Source organism: Cryobacterium suzukii, from assembly GCF_004403185.1.
Classification (GTDB): Bacteria; Actinomycetota; Actinomycetes; order Actinomycetales; family Microbacteriaceae; genus Cryobacterium; species Cryobacterium suzukii.
On the sequence record NZ_SOHJ01000004.1, the window covers coordinates 160,512 to 178,702 of the forward strand.

Annotated in this window: 19 protein-coding genes; 9 read left to right on the top strand and 10 right to left on the bottom strand. The window is 64.8% G+C overall.

The window, feature by feature from the left end:
* The first annotated feature begins 14 nt into the window (after positions 1-14).
* Entirely contained in the window at positions 15-1,133 is a 1,119-nt protein-coding gene (gene serC / locus E3T39_RS05140) for a phosphoserine transaminase (RefSeq protein ID WP_134513658.1), read from the top strand.
* 175 nt (positions 1,134-1,308) lie between these two features.
* On the opposite strand, the gene E3T39_RS05150 is transcribed toward serC, so the two are convergent.
* Complete coding sequence (locus tag E3T39_RS05150; RefSeq protein ID WP_134513660.1) at positions 1,309-1,932, bottom strand: DUF3027 domain-containing protein; 624 nt, start codon at positions 1,930-1,932, stop codon at positions 1,309-1,311.
* Positions 1,925-2,305 carry a cold-shock protein gene (locus E3T39_RS05155; protein WP_104127594.1) on the bottom strand — a complete coding sequence of 127 codons (381 nt, stop codon included), beginning with the start codon at positions 2,303-2,305 and terminating at the stop codon, positions 1,925-1,927. Before E3T39_RS05155 ends, E3T39_RS05150 begins: the two co-directional genes overlap by 8 nt.
* A gap of 93 nt (positions 2,306-2,398) precedes the next feature.
* Between E3T39_RS05155 and E3T39_RS05160 the strand changes: the two genes are divergently transcribed.
* The 3 genes from E3T39_RS05160 to E3T39_RS05170 all read left to right on the top strand — a co-directional run bounded on the left by E3T39_RS05160 (position 2,399) and on the right by E3T39_RS05170 (position 6,499).
* Entirely contained in the window at positions 2,399-2,674 is a 276-nt protein-coding gene (locus E3T39_RS05160; protein ID WP_241979529.1) for a hypothetical protein, read from the top strand.
* Positions 2,674-4,566: a helicase-associated domain-containing protein gene (locus E3T39_RS05165; protein ID WP_134513661.1), complete on the top strand. Its 1,893-nt coding sequence runs from the start codon at positions 2,674-2,676 to the stop codon at positions 4,564-4,566. Before E3T39_RS05160 ends, E3T39_RS05165 begins: the two co-directional genes overlap by 1 nt.
* Before the next feature lie 277 nt (positions 4,567-4,843).
* Entirely contained in the window at positions 4,844-6,499 is a 1,656-nt protein-coding gene (locus tag E3T39_RS05170; RefSeq protein WP_134513662.1) for a DNA repair helicase XPB, read from the top strand.
* Positions 6,500-6,619: 120 nt separating this feature from the next.
* Here the strand turns inward: E3T39_RS05170 and E3T39_RS05175 are convergent, their stop codons facing one another.
* Complete coding sequence (locus E3T39_RS05175) at positions 6,620-7,360, bottom strand: pyrimidine reductase family protein (protein WP_134513663.1); 741 nt, start codon at positions 7,358-7,360, stop codon at positions 6,620-6,622.
* Complete coding sequence (folP, locus tag E3T39_RS05180; RefSeq protein WP_134513664.1) at positions 7,360-8,268, bottom strand: dihydropteroate synthase; 909 nt, start codon at positions 8,266-8,268, stop codon at positions 7,360-7,362. Before folP ends, E3T39_RS05175 begins: the two co-directional genes overlap by 1 nt.
* A 144-nt stretch (positions 8,269-8,412) precedes the next feature.
* Between folP and E3T39_RS05185 the strand changes: the two genes are divergently transcribed.
* The 3 genes from E3T39_RS05185 (at position 8,413) to E3T39_RS05195 (ending at position 11,295) form a co-directional block, all read left to right on the top strand.
* Positions 8,413-9,105, top strand: coding sequence for a response regulator transcription factor (locus E3T39_RS05185; protein ID WP_092112483.1), 693 nt, complete (start codon positions 8,413-8,415; stop codon positions 9,103-9,105).
* 46 nt (positions 9,106-9,151) lie between these two features.
* Positions 9,152-10,870: a sensor histidine kinase gene (locus tag E3T39_RS05190; RefSeq protein ID WP_134513665.1), complete on the top strand. Its 1,719-nt coding sequence runs from the start codon at positions 9,152-9,154 to the stop codon at positions 10,868-10,870.
* 134 nt (positions 10,871-11,004) lie between these two features.
* On the top strand, positions 11,005-11,295 hold the full coding sequence (locus E3T39_RS05195; RefSeq protein ID WP_134513666.1) for a WXG100 family type VII secretion target: 291 nt from the start codon (positions 11,005-11,007) through the stop codon (positions 11,293-11,295).
* 157 nt (positions 11,296-11,452) lie between these two features.
* Here the strand turns inward: E3T39_RS05195 and groL are convergent, their stop codons facing one another.
* From groL to E3T39_RS05220, 5 genes are all read right to left on the bottom strand, one after another.
* A complete protein-coding gene (gene groL, locus E3T39_RS05200) occupies positions 11,453-13,081 on the bottom strand; it encodes a chaperonin GroEL (protein WP_104127600.1) in 1,629 nt (542 codons plus the stop codon).
* A 141-nt stretch (positions 13,082-13,222) separates the two neighbouring features.
* Positions 13,223-14,275, bottom strand: coding sequence for a DUF3048 domain-containing protein (locus E3T39_RS05205; RefSeq protein ID WP_134513667.1), 1,053 nt, complete (start codon positions 14,273-14,275; stop codon positions 13,223-13,225).
* A gap of 71 nt (positions 14,276-14,346) precedes the next feature.
* The gene (locus E3T39_RS05210; protein WP_035834941.1) at positions 14,347-14,550 is read right to left on the bottom strand and encodes a cold-shock protein; all 204 of its coding nucleotides are present in this window, start codon (positions 14,548-14,550) and stop codon (positions 14,347-14,349) included.
* A gap of 282 nt (positions 14,551-14,832) precedes the next feature.
* Positions 14,833-15,396, bottom strand: a complete 564-nt coding sequence (locus tag E3T39_RS05215) for a LytR C-terminal domain-containing protein (RefSeq protein WP_134513668.1) — start codon at positions 15,394-15,396, stop codon at positions 14,833-14,835.
* Between the two features lie 56 nt (positions 15,397-15,452).
* Positions 15,453-15,770: a DUF3263 domain-containing protein gene (locus E3T39_RS05220; protein ID WP_134513669.1), complete on the bottom strand. Its 318-nt coding sequence runs from the start codon at positions 15,768-15,770 to the stop codon at positions 15,453-15,455.
* Positions 15,771-16,000: 230 nt separating this feature from the next.
* Here E3T39_RS05220 and msrB point away from each other — a divergent pair, with 230 nt between their 5' ends.
* On the top strand, positions 16,001-16,402 hold the full coding sequence (gene msrB / locus E3T39_RS05225) for a peptide-methionine (R)-S-oxide reductase MsrB (RefSeq protein WP_134513670.1): 402 nt from the start codon (positions 16,001-16,003) through the stop codon (positions 16,400-16,402).
* A gap of 4 nt (positions 16,403-16,406) precedes the next feature.
* Positions 16,407-16,988: a nitroreductase family protein gene (locus tag E3T39_RS05230; RefSeq protein WP_420898139.1), complete on the top strand. Its 582-nt coding sequence runs from the start codon at positions 16,407-16,409 to the stop codon at positions 16,986-16,988.
* A gap of 45 nt (positions 16,989-17,033) precedes the next feature.
* On the opposite strand, the gene E3T39_RS05235 is transcribed toward E3T39_RS05230, so the two are convergent.
* A complete protein-coding gene (locus E3T39_RS05235) occupies positions 17,034-18,032 on the bottom strand; it encodes a DMT family transporter (RefSeq protein ID WP_241979530.1) in 999 nt (332 codons plus the stop codon).
* Positions 18,033-18,191 lie beyond the last annotated feature (159 nt).

Here is an 18,191-nt window from a genome sequence, read left to right on the forward strand (position 1 = left end):
ACTAGAATCGCCGTATGGCCGACCTATTGATACCCACCGATCTGCTCCCCCTTGACGGACGATTCGGCTGCGGCCCATCGAAAATCCGGCGCGAACAGCTCGACCACCTGCTCGGATTCGGCACCGGAGTACTCGGCACCTCGCACCGCCAGGCACCCGTGAAAGACCTCGTCGGCCGCGTGCGCGCCGGCTTGGGCGAACTATTTCGCATTCCCGACGGCTACGAAGTTGTGCTCGGCAACGGCGGCTCGACCGCATTCTGGGACGCCGCAGCCTTCTCCCTCATTGAAAACCGCGCTCAGAACCTGGTCTTCGGGGAGTTCGGCGGCAAGTTCGCCAAGGCAGCCGCTGCCCCCTGGCTTGCAGCCCCCGACGTGATCACGGCCAACACTGGTTCACGCAGCGATTTCGTGGTGCGCGACGGCATCGACGTCTACGCCTGGCCCCAGAATGAAACCTCAACCGGCGTCATGGCCCCGGTTACCCGGGTCAAGGGTGACGCGGGGGCGCTCACCGTCATCGACGCCACCAGCGCCGCCGCCGGCATTGACTTCGACGCGAGCCAGGCGGATGTCTATTACTTCGCTCCACAGAAAAACCTCGCTTCCGACGGCGGCCTGTGGATCGCGTTGTTCTCCCCCGCGGCCCTCGAACGCGTCGAACGCATTGCCGCGAGCGGTCGGTACATTCCCGAATTTCTTAGCCTCAAGAACGCCGTCGACAATTCCCGCCTGAACCAGACCCTGAACACGCCGGCCCTCAGCACACTCCTGCTGATGGAGAACCAGATCGACTGGATCAACCAGAGCGGCGGACTGGCGTGGGCGTCTGCGCGAACGCAGGCGTCGTCATCCGTTCTGTATGACTGGGCGTCGGGCGTCGACTACGCGACCCCATTCGTGGCCGACCCGACGCACCGCTCCCAGGTCGTCGTGACGATCGATTTCGACGACGCCATCGACGCCTCATCGATCAGCAAGACCCTCCGCGCCAATGGCATCGTCGACACCGAGCCATACCGCAAGCTCGGCCGCAACCAACTGCGCATCGCGACCTTCACCGCCATTGACCCCGAAGACGTCAAGAAGCTCGTGGCATCCATCGAGCACGTCGTCGCGCACCTCGGAAACTAGCAGAATAAAAAAGGATCGCGTCATGCGTCTCTGGTTGAAAGACAGCGAACGCCGGCCCGATCCGCTGCCCGCAAGAACGGATGCCCGCACGGCACTGTTCATCGGCACCCTGCTCTGGCTGATCGCGCTCGGCGCCGCCCTCTTCATTGAGGTAACGGCGCCGGGTGTCTCAAAGTCAGGGGCGGCGGGCGCGCCGGGATCGGGTTGGTGGCTGTGGTGCACTGTGATCGGCGTCGGCGTCGGCGTCGTCGGGCTCGCCTGGGTTCAGTTCCGCCGCCGCTAGCGCTTCGTCGAAGTCGATGCCGTCCAGAGCATCGAGGGAGTCATCCGCGTCGTCGTCGACCGACTCTGCGGCGTCGTCCGAGTCTTCGTCTGACCCCTCATCGTCTTCGTCTTCGTCTTCGTCGTCGTCGTCTTCGTCAGACTCGTCATCATCCGCTGGCATATCGTCGTCGACGAGACGATCCGACCACGGCACCCACTCGGGCGCGAGCAAGGAGTCATCGCCGGGCGTCAGCTCGGTTTCGAGAACCTTCGGCTCGGAATTCTCGTCGACGCGCGCAAGACTTACCGTCCAGCGCCAGCCCGGATAGCCGGTCAGCAGGCAGTCAAACAGCAGCGACACCACGAGGTCGCCTTCGTCGATGTGGCCGATGACCTCACCGATAGTGTCGTCGGTCGTGATCTCCAGGAGCGCCGCCCGCGCCAGCTCAACGGCCGCGAGCAGGGTGGCGTCGGTCGGTCTGGCCGATTCCGTCGGCTGTGCGTCGGTCGGCTGTGCGTCGGTGGTCTCAGGCATCCAGTTCCTCGGCGACCTTGCGCAGCATCGCCGCGATCTTCTTGCTGTGGCTCGATTCGGGGTACCGGCCGCGCTTGAGATTTGTGCCGATACCGTCGAGCAGCTTCACCAGATCTTCGACGATGATCGACATGTCGTCGGCCGGCTTGCGATTGAATTTCGACAGGCTCGGAGGAGCCTCAATCACGCGCACCGACAGCGCCTGGGCGCCGCGTTTTCCGTCGGCGATACCAAATTCGAGCTTCGCGCCGGCCTTGATGGTGACTCCGGACGGCAGGGCGGAAGCGTGGAGAAAGACCTCCTGACCGTCATCGGATGTGATGAAGCCAAAGCCTTTCTCTTCGTCGTAAAATTTGACCTTGCCGGTGGGCATCTGAACCTCACTGAATTTTGGGCGCACAGAATGGCGCGGGGTGTGAACCCAGCATATTCGGTTGCGGCACCCGCGTGCCCGTATCCTTAGCCTGTGACCAATCAAACTCCACAAACCGTCAGCCGGCTTGAACGTGTGCTCGCTTACATGGTCGCGAGCGTGGTGGGGCTGTCGATTCTCGCGTTTATCGCGGTGATCATCGCGACCGCGATGGGCGTCGGCCAAAATGACGGGTTCAGCCGCGGCATCTGGCCGCCGATCTTCATCCTGCCGCTCTACGGCCTGCCCATCGGTTTCGTGCTCATTATTGTGCTCATCATCTCTGTGGGAGTTCGCCGCAGTCGCGAAGCTCGACGAAACCGCGAGTAATGCTCGGCCTCGCATCGAGACTTCGGGTCCTGCCCGATGCCGAGCTGCGGCACGTTATCGGGGTGCGCGGCGTTTCTGCAAACGGCATCCACGACTTCTTCGATCTGGCCGAAGCCCTGCTTGAGTCGGGCAATGTGCAACTGGCCCTCAGCCACCTGGACCGCCCGACCCTCGCCGTTCTGGCCGTAGCCGGGCAACTCACCAGCAGCAATTCCAAACCGACGCTGGACGCGGTGACGAACCGGCTGTCCGAATTGGGTTCGACCGAGGTCTCGCTCGCCGCTGTGGCCCGCCGGGTCGACACCCTGCACGCCTTGCTCTTGGCCGAGCTGAGCGACGGATGCTGCATTCCGTACGACGCAGTCTCGGCTCATCTCGCGCGTTGGCCGGCCCAGGGCCTACCGGGTGCCGCCGACCTCGCCGTCGCTCTGCCCCCGGCCGCCCTCGCCGCCGTGCCCGACACCGAGATTGCGTTCATCGACCAGCTGGCCGCTGAGCGCGCCTTCGGGATGGTGTCGTCGATCGCTGAGCTGGTCAACGAGCTGTGCCGCGAGCCCGCCCGGCAGCTTAGTCGGGGTGGGCTCGGCCTGCCCGATACCAAGCGCCTCGCCGCCGTGATGACGATCGACGTCGATCTGGTTGCCCCGATCCTGGCTTTGGCTTCCCGGGCCGACTTGCTCGCCCACTCCGACGGGTATTGGATGGAAACCGAGGCCGGAGAGGCATGGCTGCTCGAGCACACGACCGCCCGTTGGGCGGCCCTGGCCGTGGCGTGGTTGGCAGCGCTCCCGCCGATCGTGGCCGATATTCTGCCGCGGCAGGCCGGACTGTACTGGGGTGACGAACTCAGCGCGTTTATTGGCTGGCTCTATCCGGCCGGCGGCGAGTGGATGCTCTCCCAGCTAACCGAGTTCGCCCGCGACGCCGAGTTGCTCGGCATCACCGCCCACGACACCACCAGCACGGCTGGAGCCAGCGTGCTGCGCGGTGACCTCGAGGTAGCCGTCGACATCATGGCGACCGCGCTGCCGGCTGAAGTCGGCGCGGTGTATCTGCAGCACGACCTCTCGATCGTCGCGCCCGGCCCGCTCGCACCGTCGATCGACTCCCGGCTGCGCGGGATGGCCGACGTGGAAAGTCGAGAACTCGCGTCGAGTTATCGCATCACCGCGGCATCCGTCAATCGCGCCCTGGCCGCGGGGGAGAATGCAGACTCGTTGCTCGCTTTCCTGGCCTCGATCTCACTCACCGGCATTCCACAGCCGGTCGATTACCTCATCAACGAATCGGCGTCGCGGTACGGTCGAGTGCGAGTGGGAAGTCTCACCGATGGGCCGAACGCCCCGATCGCTCCACCCGGTAATGACACCGTTTTTCTCAGTTATATCCGCTCGGCTGATGCCGCGCTGCTCGGCACCATCGCCGTCGACCAGACGCTCGCGCCGCTCGCGCTCGTGCGCGCCGGTGACAGCGAACACCTGCTCAGCCGTTTCGCCGGTGACGCCGTGTTTTGGGCGCTGAGTGACGCACGTTATCCCGTCGCCGCCGAAGACGACCTCGGTGAGATCGTGCACTTGCGCCGGCACCAGATCGCCCGCGTCACGCTGACACCAACGGTTGACACCGCCCGCAATCTGGTCGAGAAGCTGCGGCTGCGCGCTGAAAGTGGCGTTTCAGTCGCGGATGCCTGGCTCGCCCGCCAGCTCGACACCGCCATCAAGGCCAAGCAGACCATCCTGGTCAGCATCGCGATGCCCGGCGGCGCAGTCGTGGACTACCTGCTCGAACCGGCCAGCGTCAGCAACGGACGCTTCCGCGCCCGCGATCGGCGGGCCGACATCGAGCGCACCCTGCCAATCAAGAGCATCCTCAGCATCACCCCTGCCCCCTGACCGGTGGGCTGACTACCGGTCCTACCGGGAACTCCGCCAGGCGGGCGTACCAACTGAGTGCGCGGCGACCAGCCCGTACCGGGAACTGCGCCAGACGGGCGTACCAACTGAGTGCGCGGCGACCAGCCCGTACCGGGAACTCCGCCAGACGGGCGTACCAACTGAGTGCGCGGCGACCAGCCCGTACCGGGAACTCCGCCAGACGGGCGTACCAACTGAGTGCGCGGCGACCAGCCCGTACCGGGAACTGCGCAAGACGGGCGTAGAGTTGGGGGCTATGTCTGATGGCCCCCTGATTGTGCAAAGTGACCGCACGGTGTTGCTCGAAGTTGCCCATCCTCTTGCCGAGGATGCTCGTCACGACCTCGCCGTTTTCGCAGAGCTCGAACGCGCCCCCGAACACATCCACACGTACCGCATCACGCGGCTCGGCCTGTGGAATGCCCGGGCGGCGGGGCACGATGCGTCCGACATGCTCGCGACGCTCGAGAAGTATTCCAAATTCGCCATACCGCAGACGGTCAGCGTGGATATCACCGAGACGGTCGGTCGCTACGGGCGACTCGTCATCGAACGTGACCCCGAGGGCGCCCTCGTCCTGCATAGCAGTGACCAAGCCGTTCTCACCGAGATCGCAGGGGCGAAGCGCATTGCGCCACTGTTGATCGGGCATCCGTCGCCGGAAACGTATCTCGTAGGGGCGTGGGCTCGCGGGCAGCTCAAGCAGGAACTGGTGAAGCTCGGGTGGCCGGCCGAGGATCTGGCCGGGTACACACCAGGGACCGCGCACGATATTGCGCTGAAGGAAGACGGCTGGGCGCTGCGCGACTACCAGAACAAGGCCGTCGCAAGCTTTTTTGACGGCGGCAGCGGCGTCGTCGTGTTGCCCTGTGGCGCTGGCAAGACCCTCGTTGGCGCCGGGGCCATGGCCACCGCGAAAACCAACACGCTCATTTTGGTGACCAACACCGTCTCGGCCCGCCAGTGGCGCGACGAACTGCTCAAGCGCACGACGCTGACACCGGAGGAGATCGGCGAATACTCCGGACAGGTGAAGGAAGTCAAGCCGGTGACCATCGCGACCTACCAAATTCTCACGGCTAAGCGCAAGGGCGAGTACGCCCACCTTGAGCTACTCGACGCCATGGACTGGGGCCTGGTGATCTACGACGAGGTGCACCTGCTGCCCGCTCCCGTGTTCAAGCTCACCGCCGAATTGCAGGCGCGCCGCCGCCTCGGCCTCACCGCCACCCTGGTGCGCGAGGACGGCCGCGAGGGCGATGTGTTTAGTCTGATCGGCCCGAAGCGGTTCGACGCCCCGTGGAAGGAGATCGAGGCCCAGGGCTTCATCTCCCCAGCCAACTGCTACGAGGTGCGCATCGACCTACCGCAGTCGGAGCGGCTGAGCTACGCAGCCGCAGCGGACGATGAGCGCTACCGTATGGCCGCTACCGCACCGGCCAAGCTTGGCGTGGTGCAGGCGCTGATCAAGAAGCACGAGGGCGAACGCATCCTCGTGATCGGCCAATACCTCGACCAGATCGACGAGCTGGCCGAGGTCTTGAACGCCCCGCAGCTCACCGGCGCCACATCGATCGACGAACGCGAACGGCTGTACCAGGCGTTCCGCGTGGGCGAGGTGAAGGTGCTCGTGGTGTCGAAGGTCGCGAACTTCTCGGTCGACCTGCCCGAGGCAACCGTGGCCATCCAGGTGTCCGGCTCGTTCGGCTCCCGCCAGGAAGAGGCCCAGCGTCTCGGCCGACTACTGCGCCCGAAGGAATCTGGCCTGTCGGCGAACTTCTACACGCTCGTCGCCCGCGACACCGTTGATCAGGACTTCGCGCAGAACCGCCAGCGTTTTCTCGCCGAGCAGGGCTACAGCTACACAATCCTCGACGCACAGAGCCTCACCGCCCCCACCCTGGCATCCTGACCGCCCGCACTACTACGGACGGGGCCCGGGCCCCGTCCCCCGGCCCAGCTTATAAACTGGGCCCAGGGACGTAAGGTGGGCCCAGCGCATCCCGCCCGCCCGCCCGCCCGCCCGCCCGCGTCAGGTTTGTCGGCGGGCGTACCGCAGGAACAGCATGTCGCCAGCGCGCAGCACGTGCAACAACTCCATGGCGCGGGTCGCATCGCTGGCGCCGACGCTGATGCGCCCGGCGGAGTTGCCCTCGAGCACCGGGCTCAGGCTGAGGCAAAGCTCGTCAACACTGCCGGCTTCGATCAGCGAACCGAACAGGTGCGGCCCGCCCTCGCAGAGAATCTGGGGCAGGCCGCGTGCGGCAAACGCCGCGACCATCATCCGCGGATCGATGGCGTCGTCGCCGCAGACCAGCACGTCGGCGACCTTCGCGAGCGCCGCCCGCCGATCGGACGGCGACCCAGCATGCGTTACGACGAGGGGACGTGTCGCAGCGTCGGTGAAAACCGGATGCCCCGGGTCGAGATCGAGTCGGCCAGACACGATCGCCAGTGGAGGCTGGTCGGCGAGGCCCTCCTCCATTCGCCAGGCCGCGTCATCCGCTGACACCCGTATGCCGCCGTAACCCTCCGCGCGCACCGTTCCCGCGCCGACCACGATCACATCGGTCAGCAGCCGCAGCGTGTCGAAGACGATCTTGTCGTCGGCATTTCCCAGCCCGCCACTGAGGCCGTCGTGGGTCGCGGCACCGTCGAGGCTCGAGATGAAGTTGACGCGCACCCGCGGCACCGAGCGGTCGGCCACCCGGTAGCACTCGATCAGCTCGGCGCGCGATGGCAGGCTGGCCCTCGGGGGCAGCTGAGCGCGCATCAGGCGAGGTTGTGACGCTCGTAGGCGGGCTCACGAAACCCGAGGATGGCCTCGGTCATGCGCACGGCGTCGACGGCGGCCCGCACGTTGTGCATGCGCACGATGCGGGCGCCCTGCAGAATGCACACCGTCATGGCAGCCAGGGAACCCTCCACGCGTTCGCCGCGTGGCCGGTCCAGGCTCTCCCCCACAAAATCTTTGTTGGAGACGGCGACCAGTGTCGGCAGGCCGAGCCCGGTAATCTCGCCGAGCCGCCTGGTCAGTTCGAGCGAGTGTCGAGTGGTCTTGTTGAGATCGTGGCCCGGGTCGATGATGATCCGCTCCCGCGGAACGCCGCGCCCCACAGCCCGATCGACCCGGGCCAGCAGAAACTCGCTGACATCGGCGACGACGTCGTCATAGTGCGGCGCCGGGTATGGCCTCCGCGGCACCGCCAGACTATGGGTTATAACGAGGGTGGCGTCACTGTCCGCGACGATGTCGGCCATGGCCGGATCGTGCACTCCGGTGGTGTCGTTGATCACGTGCGCGCCGGCGGCGATGCTCGCGGCGGCCACCGCGGGGTGAAAGGTATCAACCGAGATGACCACGCTCGAGCCGCGCAGCGCCTCGATCACGGGCACCACCCGATCGATTTCCTGCTCGATGGGCACTGCCGGTCCTGGCGCGAATTTAGCCCCGCCGATGTCGATCCAGTCGGCCCCATCGGCAATCGCACGATGCGCCGCCACAACGGATGCGTCGAGCGCGAACGTTGCGCCCTGGTCATAGAACGAGTCCGGCGTGCGGTTGACGATGGCCATCACGGCCACCTCTCGATCGAAGTTGAAGGTGCGGCCACCGATCAGCCGGCGCGGGGCATCCATGCGAGGCAACGTCAGTGCAGTGTCGGTGGTCGTGCGGTTCATAGCGGTCCTCACCTGTGAAACGAGTCGATCGTTCTCTTCCATCATGTCGGTAATCCGAGTCGCCCGACGGTTATCTGCCACCGATTGCCGCACGCACCGTTCACTATCAGCAAAGCTCCAGCTAACGCGCAGATACTTGGGGGCATGACTGACGGCCCCCGCATCCTTATCGTCGATGACGAACCCAATATCCGCGACCTCCTCACCACCAGCCTCCGTTTCGCCGGCTTCGCCGTGCGCGCCGTGGGCAACGGCGCGCAGGCCATCTCCGCCGTACTCGAGGAGGAACCGGACCTCATCATTCTCGATGTCATGCTGCCCGACATGAACGGGTTCGGGGTGACCAAACGCCTGCGCTCGGCCGGCTACACCGCACCGATCCTGTTCCTGACCGCCAAGGACGACACCGAAGACAAGATCACCGGCCTCACCGTCGGCGGTGACGACTACGTGACCAAGCCGTTCAGCCTCGACGAGATCGTCGCCCGCATCAAGGCCATCCTGCGTCGCACCATGCACGCCGATGAAGACGCCGTGATCCGCGCCGGCGAACTCACCATGGACCAGGACACCCACGAGGTTCTCGTAGGCACGGAAGCCATCGAACTGAGCCCCACAGAGTTTAAGCTGCTGCGCTACCTCATGCTCAACCCCAACCGGGTGCTGTCGAAGGCGCAGATTCTGGACCATGTCTGGGAGTACGACTTCAACGGTGACGCCGGAATTGTGGAGAGCTACATCTCCTACCTGCGCCGCAAGGTCGATGTGCACTCGAGCGAACCGCTCATTCAAACCAAGCGGGGCTTCGGCTACATGCTCAAGGCTGCCAAGGCTTAGTTACGGCGCACGTTATACACAGCGAGCTTTCGTAGACTAAATCCAAATGCACGAAACCCTGTCGAGACGGTGGAGCAGCATCTCCCTCCGTTCCAAGATCACCGGCGTCACGGTGCTGATGCTCACGCTCGGCCTGCTTGTTTCGGGCATCGGCACCATGGCAATGCTGAAGCAGTACGTGGTGACCCAGGTCGACACGCAACTGCAGGTCGACACGCAAACCGCGCTCAGCGGCTACTCGTCGAGCGTGTTCTCGCAGGGAGACACCGAAGGCGTCGCCTCGGACTACTTCGTGGCACTTTACGATCAGGACGGGGCCCTGATCACTCGTACCTGGCAGGAACGCGACCACGCTGAACTGCCCGTCGTGGGCATGCCGCTCGACCTGAAACGGGTCTCTCAGCTGGACGGGCAGATCCAAACCTTGTTCAATGCCGCCCACGACACCGAGTTTCACGCGATCATGGTTCCCGTGGTGATCAGCCCCACCGGCACCTACGGAACCCTCGTCATGGCGGTGTCGCTCCGGCCGACCGAAAACACCATGGCCACCTACCTCACGATCTTCCTGGGCTTCGGCGCTGGGGTGGTCTTGATCGGGGCCATGCTCACCCGAGTGCTCGTCACGACCACCTTCGTGCCGCTGCGTGAGGCCGAGCAGACCGCCGCGGCCATCGCCGACGGTGACTTCAGCCAGCGCCTCGGCGGTGCCACCCCGAACACCGAGGTCGGTCGCCTCAACCGTTCGCTCAACATCATGCTCAGCCGCATCGACCGTGCTTTCAAGGACCGCGCCCGTACCATCGACCAGATGCGCCGCTTCGTCGGCGATGCGAGCCACGAATTGCGCACCCCGCTCGTTTCAGTCCGTGGCTACGCCGAGCTGTACCGCATGGGTGCGCTGCAGACGCCCGAAGATGTTGCCCAGGCCATGGAACGCATCGAAAAAGAGGCCATTCGCATGGGCGGCCTAGTCGAGGATCTGCTCGAACTGGCCCGCCTCGACGAGACCAAGCCGCTGGCTCTGACCCCGGTGGATCTCGTTCCGCTGGCCCGCGACGCCGCCCTCGACACCATGGCCAGCTCCCCCGGCCGCCAGGTCACCGTACTCACTCCGCCGCCGGTCGATCCGGGCGGCGACGACCTCGATATGAATCTTGACGGGGACTCCGGAGACGGAAACGACTCGTCGGAGAGCGTCACCACCGGCGCCATTACCCGCCCGACGGGAACCGGCACACCGACCGGCGCCATCGCCTTTGCCGGCGCCACCCTCGCCCGGCTGCGCACCCGCAAGCCCCGTCGGGGAAGCTCCGTTACGCCCGACGCCGACCTCACCACATTGCCGGTGGATGCGCAACTACCGCCGATCGTCATGGCTGAAGAGAACAAGATTCGCCAGGTCATCACCAATCTCATGGGCAACGCGATGCGTTTCACCGCCGCTGACAGCCCGATAGAACTCGAAGTCATGGTAGATTCGCGCAACCAGCGGGCATCGATCGCCGTGATCGACCACGGCGAAGGTATTCCGCCGCAGATTCGAGAGAAGATCTTTCAGCGCTTCTGGCGTGCCGACTCCTCTCGCGCCCGCGAAACCGGCGGCAGCGGCCTTGGACTGGCCATCGTCGCCGCGATCGTCGCGAGCCACAACGGCACGGTCGACGTCGTCGAAACCCCCGGCGGCGGCGCGACCTTCCGCGTTTCACTCCCGCTCGCCGGCACGCCGAGCGCACCACAGCACGCGCAGCCCGTCATTCCGTAAGGCACTTCGCCGCGTCCTCTACAGGCGGCCAGCGGCGGTATCCACGCACAGATCCGTTTCAGAGAGCGGATGCCGCGCTCTCACCTTCTACGCTGACAGTCACCAACCACTGTTATGTAGGAGAAGGGCACAACATGACGAGCTTTCAGGTCGACAGCGATGCGGTTCAGAGCACAGCGAGTACCGCCCGTGGCACCATTGCGCGCGTGCAAGCAGATGTCGGCGACCTCAACGCCCAGCTGACCAGCCTCGAAGGCTTCTGGACCGGCCAGGCCTCCACGGCCTTCCAGGGGGCATTCGCCGAGTGGCGAGGCATGCACCAGCAGCTGGAAGAGAGCCTGACCCTGCTGAACCAGGCCTTGAGCGTGGCCGGGCAGCAGTACGCCGAGACCGAGCAGGCTAACACCCGCCTGTTTGTTCGATAGGCATCCGCTGTAATTGTGGGGCTGCCGGTCATTCCCGGGGGAAGAAGTTTCGCGCCCGTGTGGCCACAAACTCAAGAGTCGGACGTGCGAGACGCACAAAGTGGGCGCCCCCGAAGGAGACGCCCACTTTGTGGTGTTCGTTGGTGCTGGCTCGGACTTAGAAGTCCATGCCACCCGAGGGGTCGCCGGCCGGAGCCGAGTTCTTCTCGGGCTTGTCGGCAACGACGGCCTCGGTGGTGAGGAACAGTCCGGCGATCGACGAAGCGTTCAGCAGCGCGGAGCGGGTGACCTTCACCGGGTCATTGATTCCGGCAGCGATCATGTCGACGTACTCGCCGGTGGCGGCGTTAAGGCCCCATCCGACGGGCAGGTTGCGCACCTTGTCGGCGACAACGCCCGGCTCCATGCCGGCGTTGAGCGCGATCTGCTTGAGCGGGGCGTCGATGGCAACGCGCACGATGTTCGCGCCCGTCGCCTCGTCGCCGACGAGGTCAAGGACAGCCTTGCTCTCGAATGCGGTCTTGCCAGCCTGGATGAGTGCAACGCCACCACCGGCGACGATGCCCTCTTCAACAGCTGCCTTGGCGTTACGCACTGCATCTTCGATGCGGTGCTTGCGCTCCTTGAGCTCAACCTCCGTTGCGGCTCCGGCCTTGATGACAGCAACGCCGCCAGCAAGCTTGGCGAGGCGCTCCTGGAGCTTCTCGCGGTCGTAGTCGCTGTCGGTGTTCTCGATCTCGGCACGGATCTGCGAAACGCGACCGGCGATGGCTTCGACGTCGCCGGCACCCTCAACGATCGTGGTCTCGTCCTTGGTGATGACGACCTTGCGGGCGTTACCAAGAAGGTCGAGCGTGACGTTCTCGAGCTTGAGGCCGACCTCTTCCGAGATGACCTGTCCACCGGTGAGGATGGCGATGTCCTGCAGCTGAGCCTTGCGACGGTCTCCGAAGCCAGGAGCCTTGACGGCGACGGACTTGAAGATGCCACGAATCTTGTTCACAACGAGCGTGGCCAGGGCCTCGCCGTCGACGTCTTCCGCGATGATGAGGAGCTGCTTGCCGGTCTGGATGACCTTGTCCACGATGGGAAGCAGGTCCTTGATGTTGGAGACCTTGGAGTTGACGATCAGGATGTAGGGGTCTTCGAAGACCGCTTCCTGACGGTCGGGGTCGGTGACGAAGTACGCCGACAGGAAACCCTTGTCGAAGCGCATGCCCTCGGTGAGCTCGAGCTCGGTGCCGAAGGTGTTCGACTCCTCGACGGTGACAACACCTTCCTTGCCGACCTTGTCGATGGCCTCGGCGATGATCGCGCCGATTTCGGTGTCTCCGGCGGAGATGGACGCGGTAGCGGCGATCTCTTCCTTGGTCTCGATCTCCTTGGCGCTGGCGATGAGCTCGGCAATGACAGCAGCCGTGGCCTTCTCGATGCCGCGCTTCAGGCTGATCGGGTCGGCGCCGGCTGCGACGTTGCGCAGGCCTTCGCGAACCAGGGCCTGGGCCAGAACGGTTGCGGTGGTCGTGCCGTCGCCGGCAACGTCATCCGTCTTCTTGGCGACCTCTTTGACGAGTTCCGCACCGATCTTCTCGTACGGGTCGTCGAGTTCGATCTCCTTGGCGATGGACACACCGTCGTTGGTGATCGTGGGGGCGCCCCACTTCTTCTCCAGAACGACGTTGCGACCGCGCGGGCCGAGGGTGACCTTGACGGTGTCGGCCAGAATGTTCAGGCCGCGCTCAAGCCCACGACGGGCCTCTTCATTGAATGCAATGATTTTTGCCATATGTGTAACTCGTCCCTCCCGGACGTTCCAAACGATGATGGGGTTAGCACTCAGGTGACGAGAGTGCTAAATAGATTCTGGCACTCTGGGGTCGAGAGTGCAAGCGAGCATCCGGGGTTATGCCGGGCCAGCTCCCGACGGTCAGGGAACGAGATCGGTCGAGCCGGTGCCGTTGGGCACCAACTGAAACCAGGTATTGCCCGGGGCGAGCCGAATCGTCACTCCATGACCATCGACGAGGCGGATCGGTGCGGTCTGAGAGTCCTTGCTCCAGGTGGCCGCGAGGGTTTTTCCACCGGTCGAGATCGACGCTTCGCCCGAGGCGATGAGCTCGGTCTTGGGGATGCTTTGGTCGACGGTGATGTCCACCCGCAGCACGACAACGTTGGTGGCGGCGAGCTGCACACCGTCGCCGGTGAGGTCGGGCGCGCCGTCCTGCGCGCGCAGGTAAGCGGTGGCTTCAGCATTCCAGGTCCAGCTACGGGCGCTCGCGTCGGAGAACCGGGCGTTGATCACTGAAATCGGGGCGCCGTCCACGGCAGCGGACGCCCCGGCGAGCGTGGCCGCATAGGCGTATTGCTGGGCGGGCGGGGCGACTGTGATGTTGCGGTTGACGAATTCCGAGGCGGCAAGAATGACGTTGTGCGGGGCCGCGGTAGCGTTCGAACGGGAGAACAGGCCAGTCGTGTCATAGTCGAAGATGGCACTGATCTGACCGGTCGCGGTCATGGCGTCGACGAATCGCTGCTGGCCGCCCGAAAACGCCACGAGGCCGCTGAACGGGGCGATGATGTCGGGGTCCATCGGGCGGATCGACCGTACCGGTCCGACCTGGTCGGGAATGCTCGACTGCCACACGGCGACGTACCGGGTGATGCCGCCCTCAACCAGTTCTTCGAACACGAGGTCGGTGCGGTCGATCGCGACCTGCGGGCGGGCCGCCACATGGTTGTCGATCTTGGCCGCGAGGGAGGGGTTCGTCGACGATCCGACTGCCATAGCAATTCCGGTGAGCGGGGCGATCTCCGCGGCGGCGGGGGCAACATAGCCCGAAGTCCAGGCGGGAGCTGGCGTCTTGGTCGGTGTCGCAGTACTGCCAGAGCATCCGCTCAGCAACAGTGCCGGAACGATCAAAGCGAGCAGAACCGAGGGCTTGAACGGTCGCGCGGAGCGAGTTGTCTTTTTCTTGGTCACCGGTAAACACTAACGCCGCCCGTTGCAGCGGGCGGCGTTAGGTGGGGGACAGACCCCGATTACGGGGTGAGTCAGGCCGGTCGAACCGATTCAGCCTGGGGGCCTTTCGCTCCGGCACCGACCTCGAAGACGACCTGCTGGCCTTCTTCGAGAACCTTGTACCCGCTCATGTCAATGGCGGAGTAGTGGACGAAAACGTCTTGTCCTCCCCCATCGACAGTGATGAAGCCGAAACCCTTTTCAGCGTTGAACCATTTAACGGTTCCGTTCGCCATGTGTTACTCCTTGCTCAATTTCGACGGCACCGCCCATTGGCTGTTCCGGGCCGTGTCGCAGAAGCTGCGTTCATTCTGTGCGAGCAGCAAATCCCCGAGAGCAAGTCTTCTGTTGCAAGTTACCTACTGGTGCAAGTTACCTTGGGCGAGTGTTCTTGATCCGGGCGGGTATTGCCCGAACAAAATGTGTGACCAAAACCAGATAATACTGAAGCCACGGCGAAAGAAAAGGGGCTTGACGAATCGGGCAACGCCCACTAGGTCCGAAGTTTCGAGTGCCTGTCAGCCAGCTGGCAGCACGTAGTCGTTGCCGACGACGACTGTGAGGTCCGCTCCCGAATCGACGAAGCCGGTCGAGACGACGATCTTCGATCCCGGCAGTGAAGCAGCGATGCCGCGGGCGGCGCCTTCGTGGCTGGCATCGGCATAGTAAACGACGGTGGTCGGTTCGGTGTCGGTGCTGGCGTTGCCGGTGGCGGTGACCACCCAGCCAGCGGCGGTAAGCGTGTCAGTGACGGACGCCGCAACACCGTTCGTCGCGGAGCCGTTCAACACATTCACGGTCAGCGTCGGATCGACGGTCGGTTCGACGGTCGGAATGGCGGTCTCGGTGGGGACCGGAGTCGAGCTGGGCGACGACAGGCCAGGGATGTCGGAAAAGTTGAGGCGGTTGTTGATCGCGAAGATTCCGACCACGCCGACCGCAATCAATAGCACGGTGGCGCCGAGCGCCCACCAGAACCCGATCCAGCCGCGGCCTTGTCTACGCGGAGCACGATGGGCACCAACTCGGTCGAGGGCCTGCATGTGGGTGTCGAAACGGTCTTTCGCAAATTTTCGCGCCATAGTGATTGGATCCTTGATTGGCCGGCCGTCGCATGCCGGCGAAATGCGGTCAGGTACTAGTCGTGAGCGGGCAGCGAACGACTGGCGCGCGCCTCGGATCGTGCGGAACGCATCCGCTGCAGTCGGTTCACGAGCATCGGGTCGAAGGCCAGCGCCAACGGTGAATCGACCAGTGCCGCCAATAGCTGATAGTAGCGGGCGGCCGACAGACCGAAGGTGGCGCGGATAGCCTCCTCCTTGGCGCCGACATGCCGCCACCATTGCCGTTCAAAGGCAAGCACGGCTGCGTCGCGTTCGCTGAGTTGGGTCAATCCCGGAACGCTTCTGGCGGGCGGAGCGGGAGGTTGTACGTGGGGCGGTGTTCTCTCACTCATTGATACATCTCTCCCCCAAGGCAGTTTCGACGGGTTATCCGACGGACTTATCCTATTTGTGGGCGGCTGGATGTTCCCTCCGGCACGCCCGGAACGTGCGGAGTCGAGCGGTCTATCGCCGTGCAAACGCTGCGAAACGGCCCGGCCCGGAATGCGGTTATCACCGCACGAGTTTAGGCTGAGTAGACGTTGTCCGTTTGTGGGCGGCCGGATCGAAGGGACATCCCACCATGGACTACGCAATCAAGAAGTCAAACAGCGAGTGGCGCTCCGAACTGGGCGACGAAAAATATGCTGTGCTGCGCGAGGCAGGTACCGAGCGCCCCGGAACCGGCGAGCTGCTCGACGAGAGTCGGGCCGGCACGTACACCTGCGGCGCCTGCAACGCCGAGTTGTTCAAGAGCGGCACCAAGTTCGATTCCGACTGCGGCTGGCCGAGTTTCTACGAGTCGGTGCGACCCGAAGCGGTCGAACTACTCGAAGACCGCACCCTCGGTAGCGTGCGCACGGAGGTACGTTGCGCAAACTGCGGTTCACACCTGGGGCACGTTTTTCCCGACGGATTCGGCACTCCGACCGGCGATCGTTACTGCATGAACTCAATCTCGCTCAACTTCACGCCCGCCGAGTAGAGCGGTGAGTCTGCCTCTCTCGACAACAAATGTTGCCACGTCTGCGGTCTTTCAGGCCGTCAATTGCCGGCGCAGCTATTCCAAGGTGACAGCTCCCGCGCCAACTCGGGCCGAGTTGTTGCCCCTGGTGGCGGCAGCGGCACGGGTGGCCGATCACGGCGCGCTTCGGCCGTGGCGCCTGCTCGAACTCCGCGGCGAAGCACGGGAGCGACTGGGATCGGCGTTTGTGGCGGCATCGGGTTGCGAAGGCGGTGAAGCCATCAAACTGGCCGGCAAGCCGCTGCGGGCGCCGCTGCTGATTGCAGTGGTCGCCGTACGGCGCGTCAGCGACAAGGTGGCCGATTGGGAACAGGATGCGTCGGCGGCGGGCGTCGCGCACCTGCTCACGCTACTGCTCGACGACGCTGGCTGGGGTGCGATGTGGCGCACCGGGCCGCTCGCGCGCACGGCAGCGGTGCGTGCGGTGCACGACCTCGCCGACAACGAGGAGCTGCTCGGATGGCTGTATGTCGGCGGCATTCCAGTGGACTGCAAGCCTGGTGTGCGGCTGTCAATCGACCCCGCGGAGTTTCTCGAGGTTCTGTAATCGAACTCGGGTCCTCGGCGCTGTTTCTAGGCGCCGGCGCTGGTCTTAGGCGCGGACGTGGCCGGGGCGACGCCAGCGCACCGCGGCGATGACCACGGCCACGAGCGCCAGCGCGGTCCCGACGATGGTCGTCACTCCGAGCGGATGCCCCGCCGTTGGCGCGAGCAGATCCAGCGCGAGGGCGCAGACCAGCTGGCCGGCCACGATGCATAGACCGAGCATCAGTACCCCGGTAGTGCGCACGACGACCGCGGCCCCGGCGATGAAGACACAGCCGATGAGTCCGCCGGTGTAGAGCCACGGGTTTTCCGGCAAGTCGAGCGCGAAACCCACCAAAAGGCTGTGCACGAGGGCGGCGAATACAAGGGCGATGGTGCCGGTGAGAAAGTTCAGGAAGGTCGCCGTGAGCGCGCTCTGGGCCGTGACCCGCACCTGACCGTTGACGGCCTGCTGCCAGCCTTGACCGATACCGGCGACGAGCGGCAGAGCGAGCAGCCAGAGCGCGCCGCTGCCGCGCAGTTCGCCGCTCACCGTGAAGGCGACGGCGATCAGGGCGAGCGCGGCACCAACGATTTTGGACGCGTGCAGGGGACGTCGCCCGCCCGGGCCGATGCCAAAACGATCCATGAGCACACCGCTCACGGTCTGGCCGGCCACCACGGCGACCGTGAACAACGCGATGCCGAGCGGCGCGGCGACGAGGCCCTGCGACAGCACGAACAAGGCGCCGGCCAGGCCGCCGAACAAGTGCCACCAGGAAAGGTGTTTTGCCGAAACAGCACGCGCGACCAGTTGAAGGCCGCGGCGTCCGCGGCGAAACACGGTCAGGCCGAGGCTAAGAATGACCAGGCCGGAACCGAAGGAGATGACGGCGGCGATGAAACCGTCGCCGATTTGATGCCCCAGTTCGCCGTTCACCCGTGATTGCACGGCGTACATGGCGCCGATCAGCACCGAGAAGACGAGGGCCAGCCAGACCGGTACAGCGGATGCCCCGAGCGCGGCTGACGCATCCGTTCGTTTTCGTGCGCGGTCATGGGTCACCCGGTAATACTACGAGATCGGGTGCGCTGCCGCGCCGCCCGGCCCATCTGGCCCGCCCTTGGGCCGCTGGGCCGCTGGGCCCACCTTGTGACCGTGGGCCCAGTTTATAACCTGGGCCCACGGTCCGGGCCCAGGCCCCGTCCATAGAAGAGGGCGGGG

Excerpts from the sequence above, each read along its gene's own strand:
- serC (WP_134513658.1), top strand. The coding sequence starts at position 15 with ATGGCCGACCTATTGATACCCACCGATCTGCTCCCCCTTGACGGACGA.
- E3T39_RS05150 (WP_134513660.1), bottom strand. The coding sequence starts at position 1,932 with ATGCCTGAGACCACCGACGCACAGCCGACCGACGCACAGCCGACGGAA.
- E3T39_RS05155 (WP_104127594.1), bottom strand. The coding sequence starts at position 2,305 with ATGCCCACCGGCAAGGTCAAATTTTACGACGAAGAGAAAGGCTTTGGC.
- E3T39_RS05165 (WP_134513661.1), top strand. The coding sequence starts at position 2,674 with ATGCTCGGCCTCGCATCGAGACTTCGGGTCCTGCCCGATGCCGAGCTG.
- E3T39_RS05170 (WP_134513662.1), top strand. The coding sequence starts at position 4,844 with ATGTCTGATGGCCCCCTGATTGTGCAAAGTGACCGCACGGTGTTGCTC.
- E3T39_RS05175 (WP_134513663.1), bottom strand. The coding sequence starts at position 7,360 with ATGCGCGCTCAGCTGCCCCCGAGGGCCAGCCTGCCATCGCGCGCCGAG.
- folP (WP_134513664.1), bottom strand. The coding sequence starts at position 8,268 with ATGAACCGCACGACCACCGACACTGCACTGACGTTGCCTCGCATGGAT.
- E3T39_RS05185 (WP_092112483.1), top strand. The coding sequence starts at position 8,413 with ATGACTGACGGCCCCCGCATCCTTATCGTCGATGACGAACCCAATATC.
- E3T39_RS05190 (WP_134513665.1), top strand. The coding sequence starts at position 9,152 with ATGCACGAAACCCTGTCGAGACGGTGGAGCAGCATCTCCCTCCGTTCC.
- E3T39_RS05195 (WP_134513666.1), top strand. The coding sequence starts at position 11,005 with ATGACGAGCTTTCAGGTCGACAGCGATGCGGTTCAGAGCACAGCGAGT.
- groL (WP_104127600.1), bottom strand. The coding sequence starts at position 13,081 with ATGGCAAAAATCATTGCATTCAATGAAGAGGCCCGTCGTGGGCTTGAG.
- E3T39_RS05210 (WP_035834941.1), bottom strand. The coding sequence starts at position 14,550 with ATGGCGAACGGAACCGTTAAATGGTTCAACGCTGAAAAGGGTTTCGGC.
- E3T39_RS05215 (WP_134513668.1), bottom strand. The coding sequence starts at position 15,396 with ATGGCGCGAAAATTTGCGAAAGACCGTTTCGACACCCACATGCAGGCC.
- E3T39_RS05220 (WP_134513669.1), bottom strand. The coding sequence starts at position 15,770 with ATGAGTGAGAGAACACCGCCCCACGTACAACCTCCCGCTCCGCCCGCC.
- msrB (WP_134513670.1), top strand. The coding sequence starts at position 16,001 with ATGGACTACGCAATCAAGAAGTCAAACAGCGAGTGGCGCTCCGAACTG.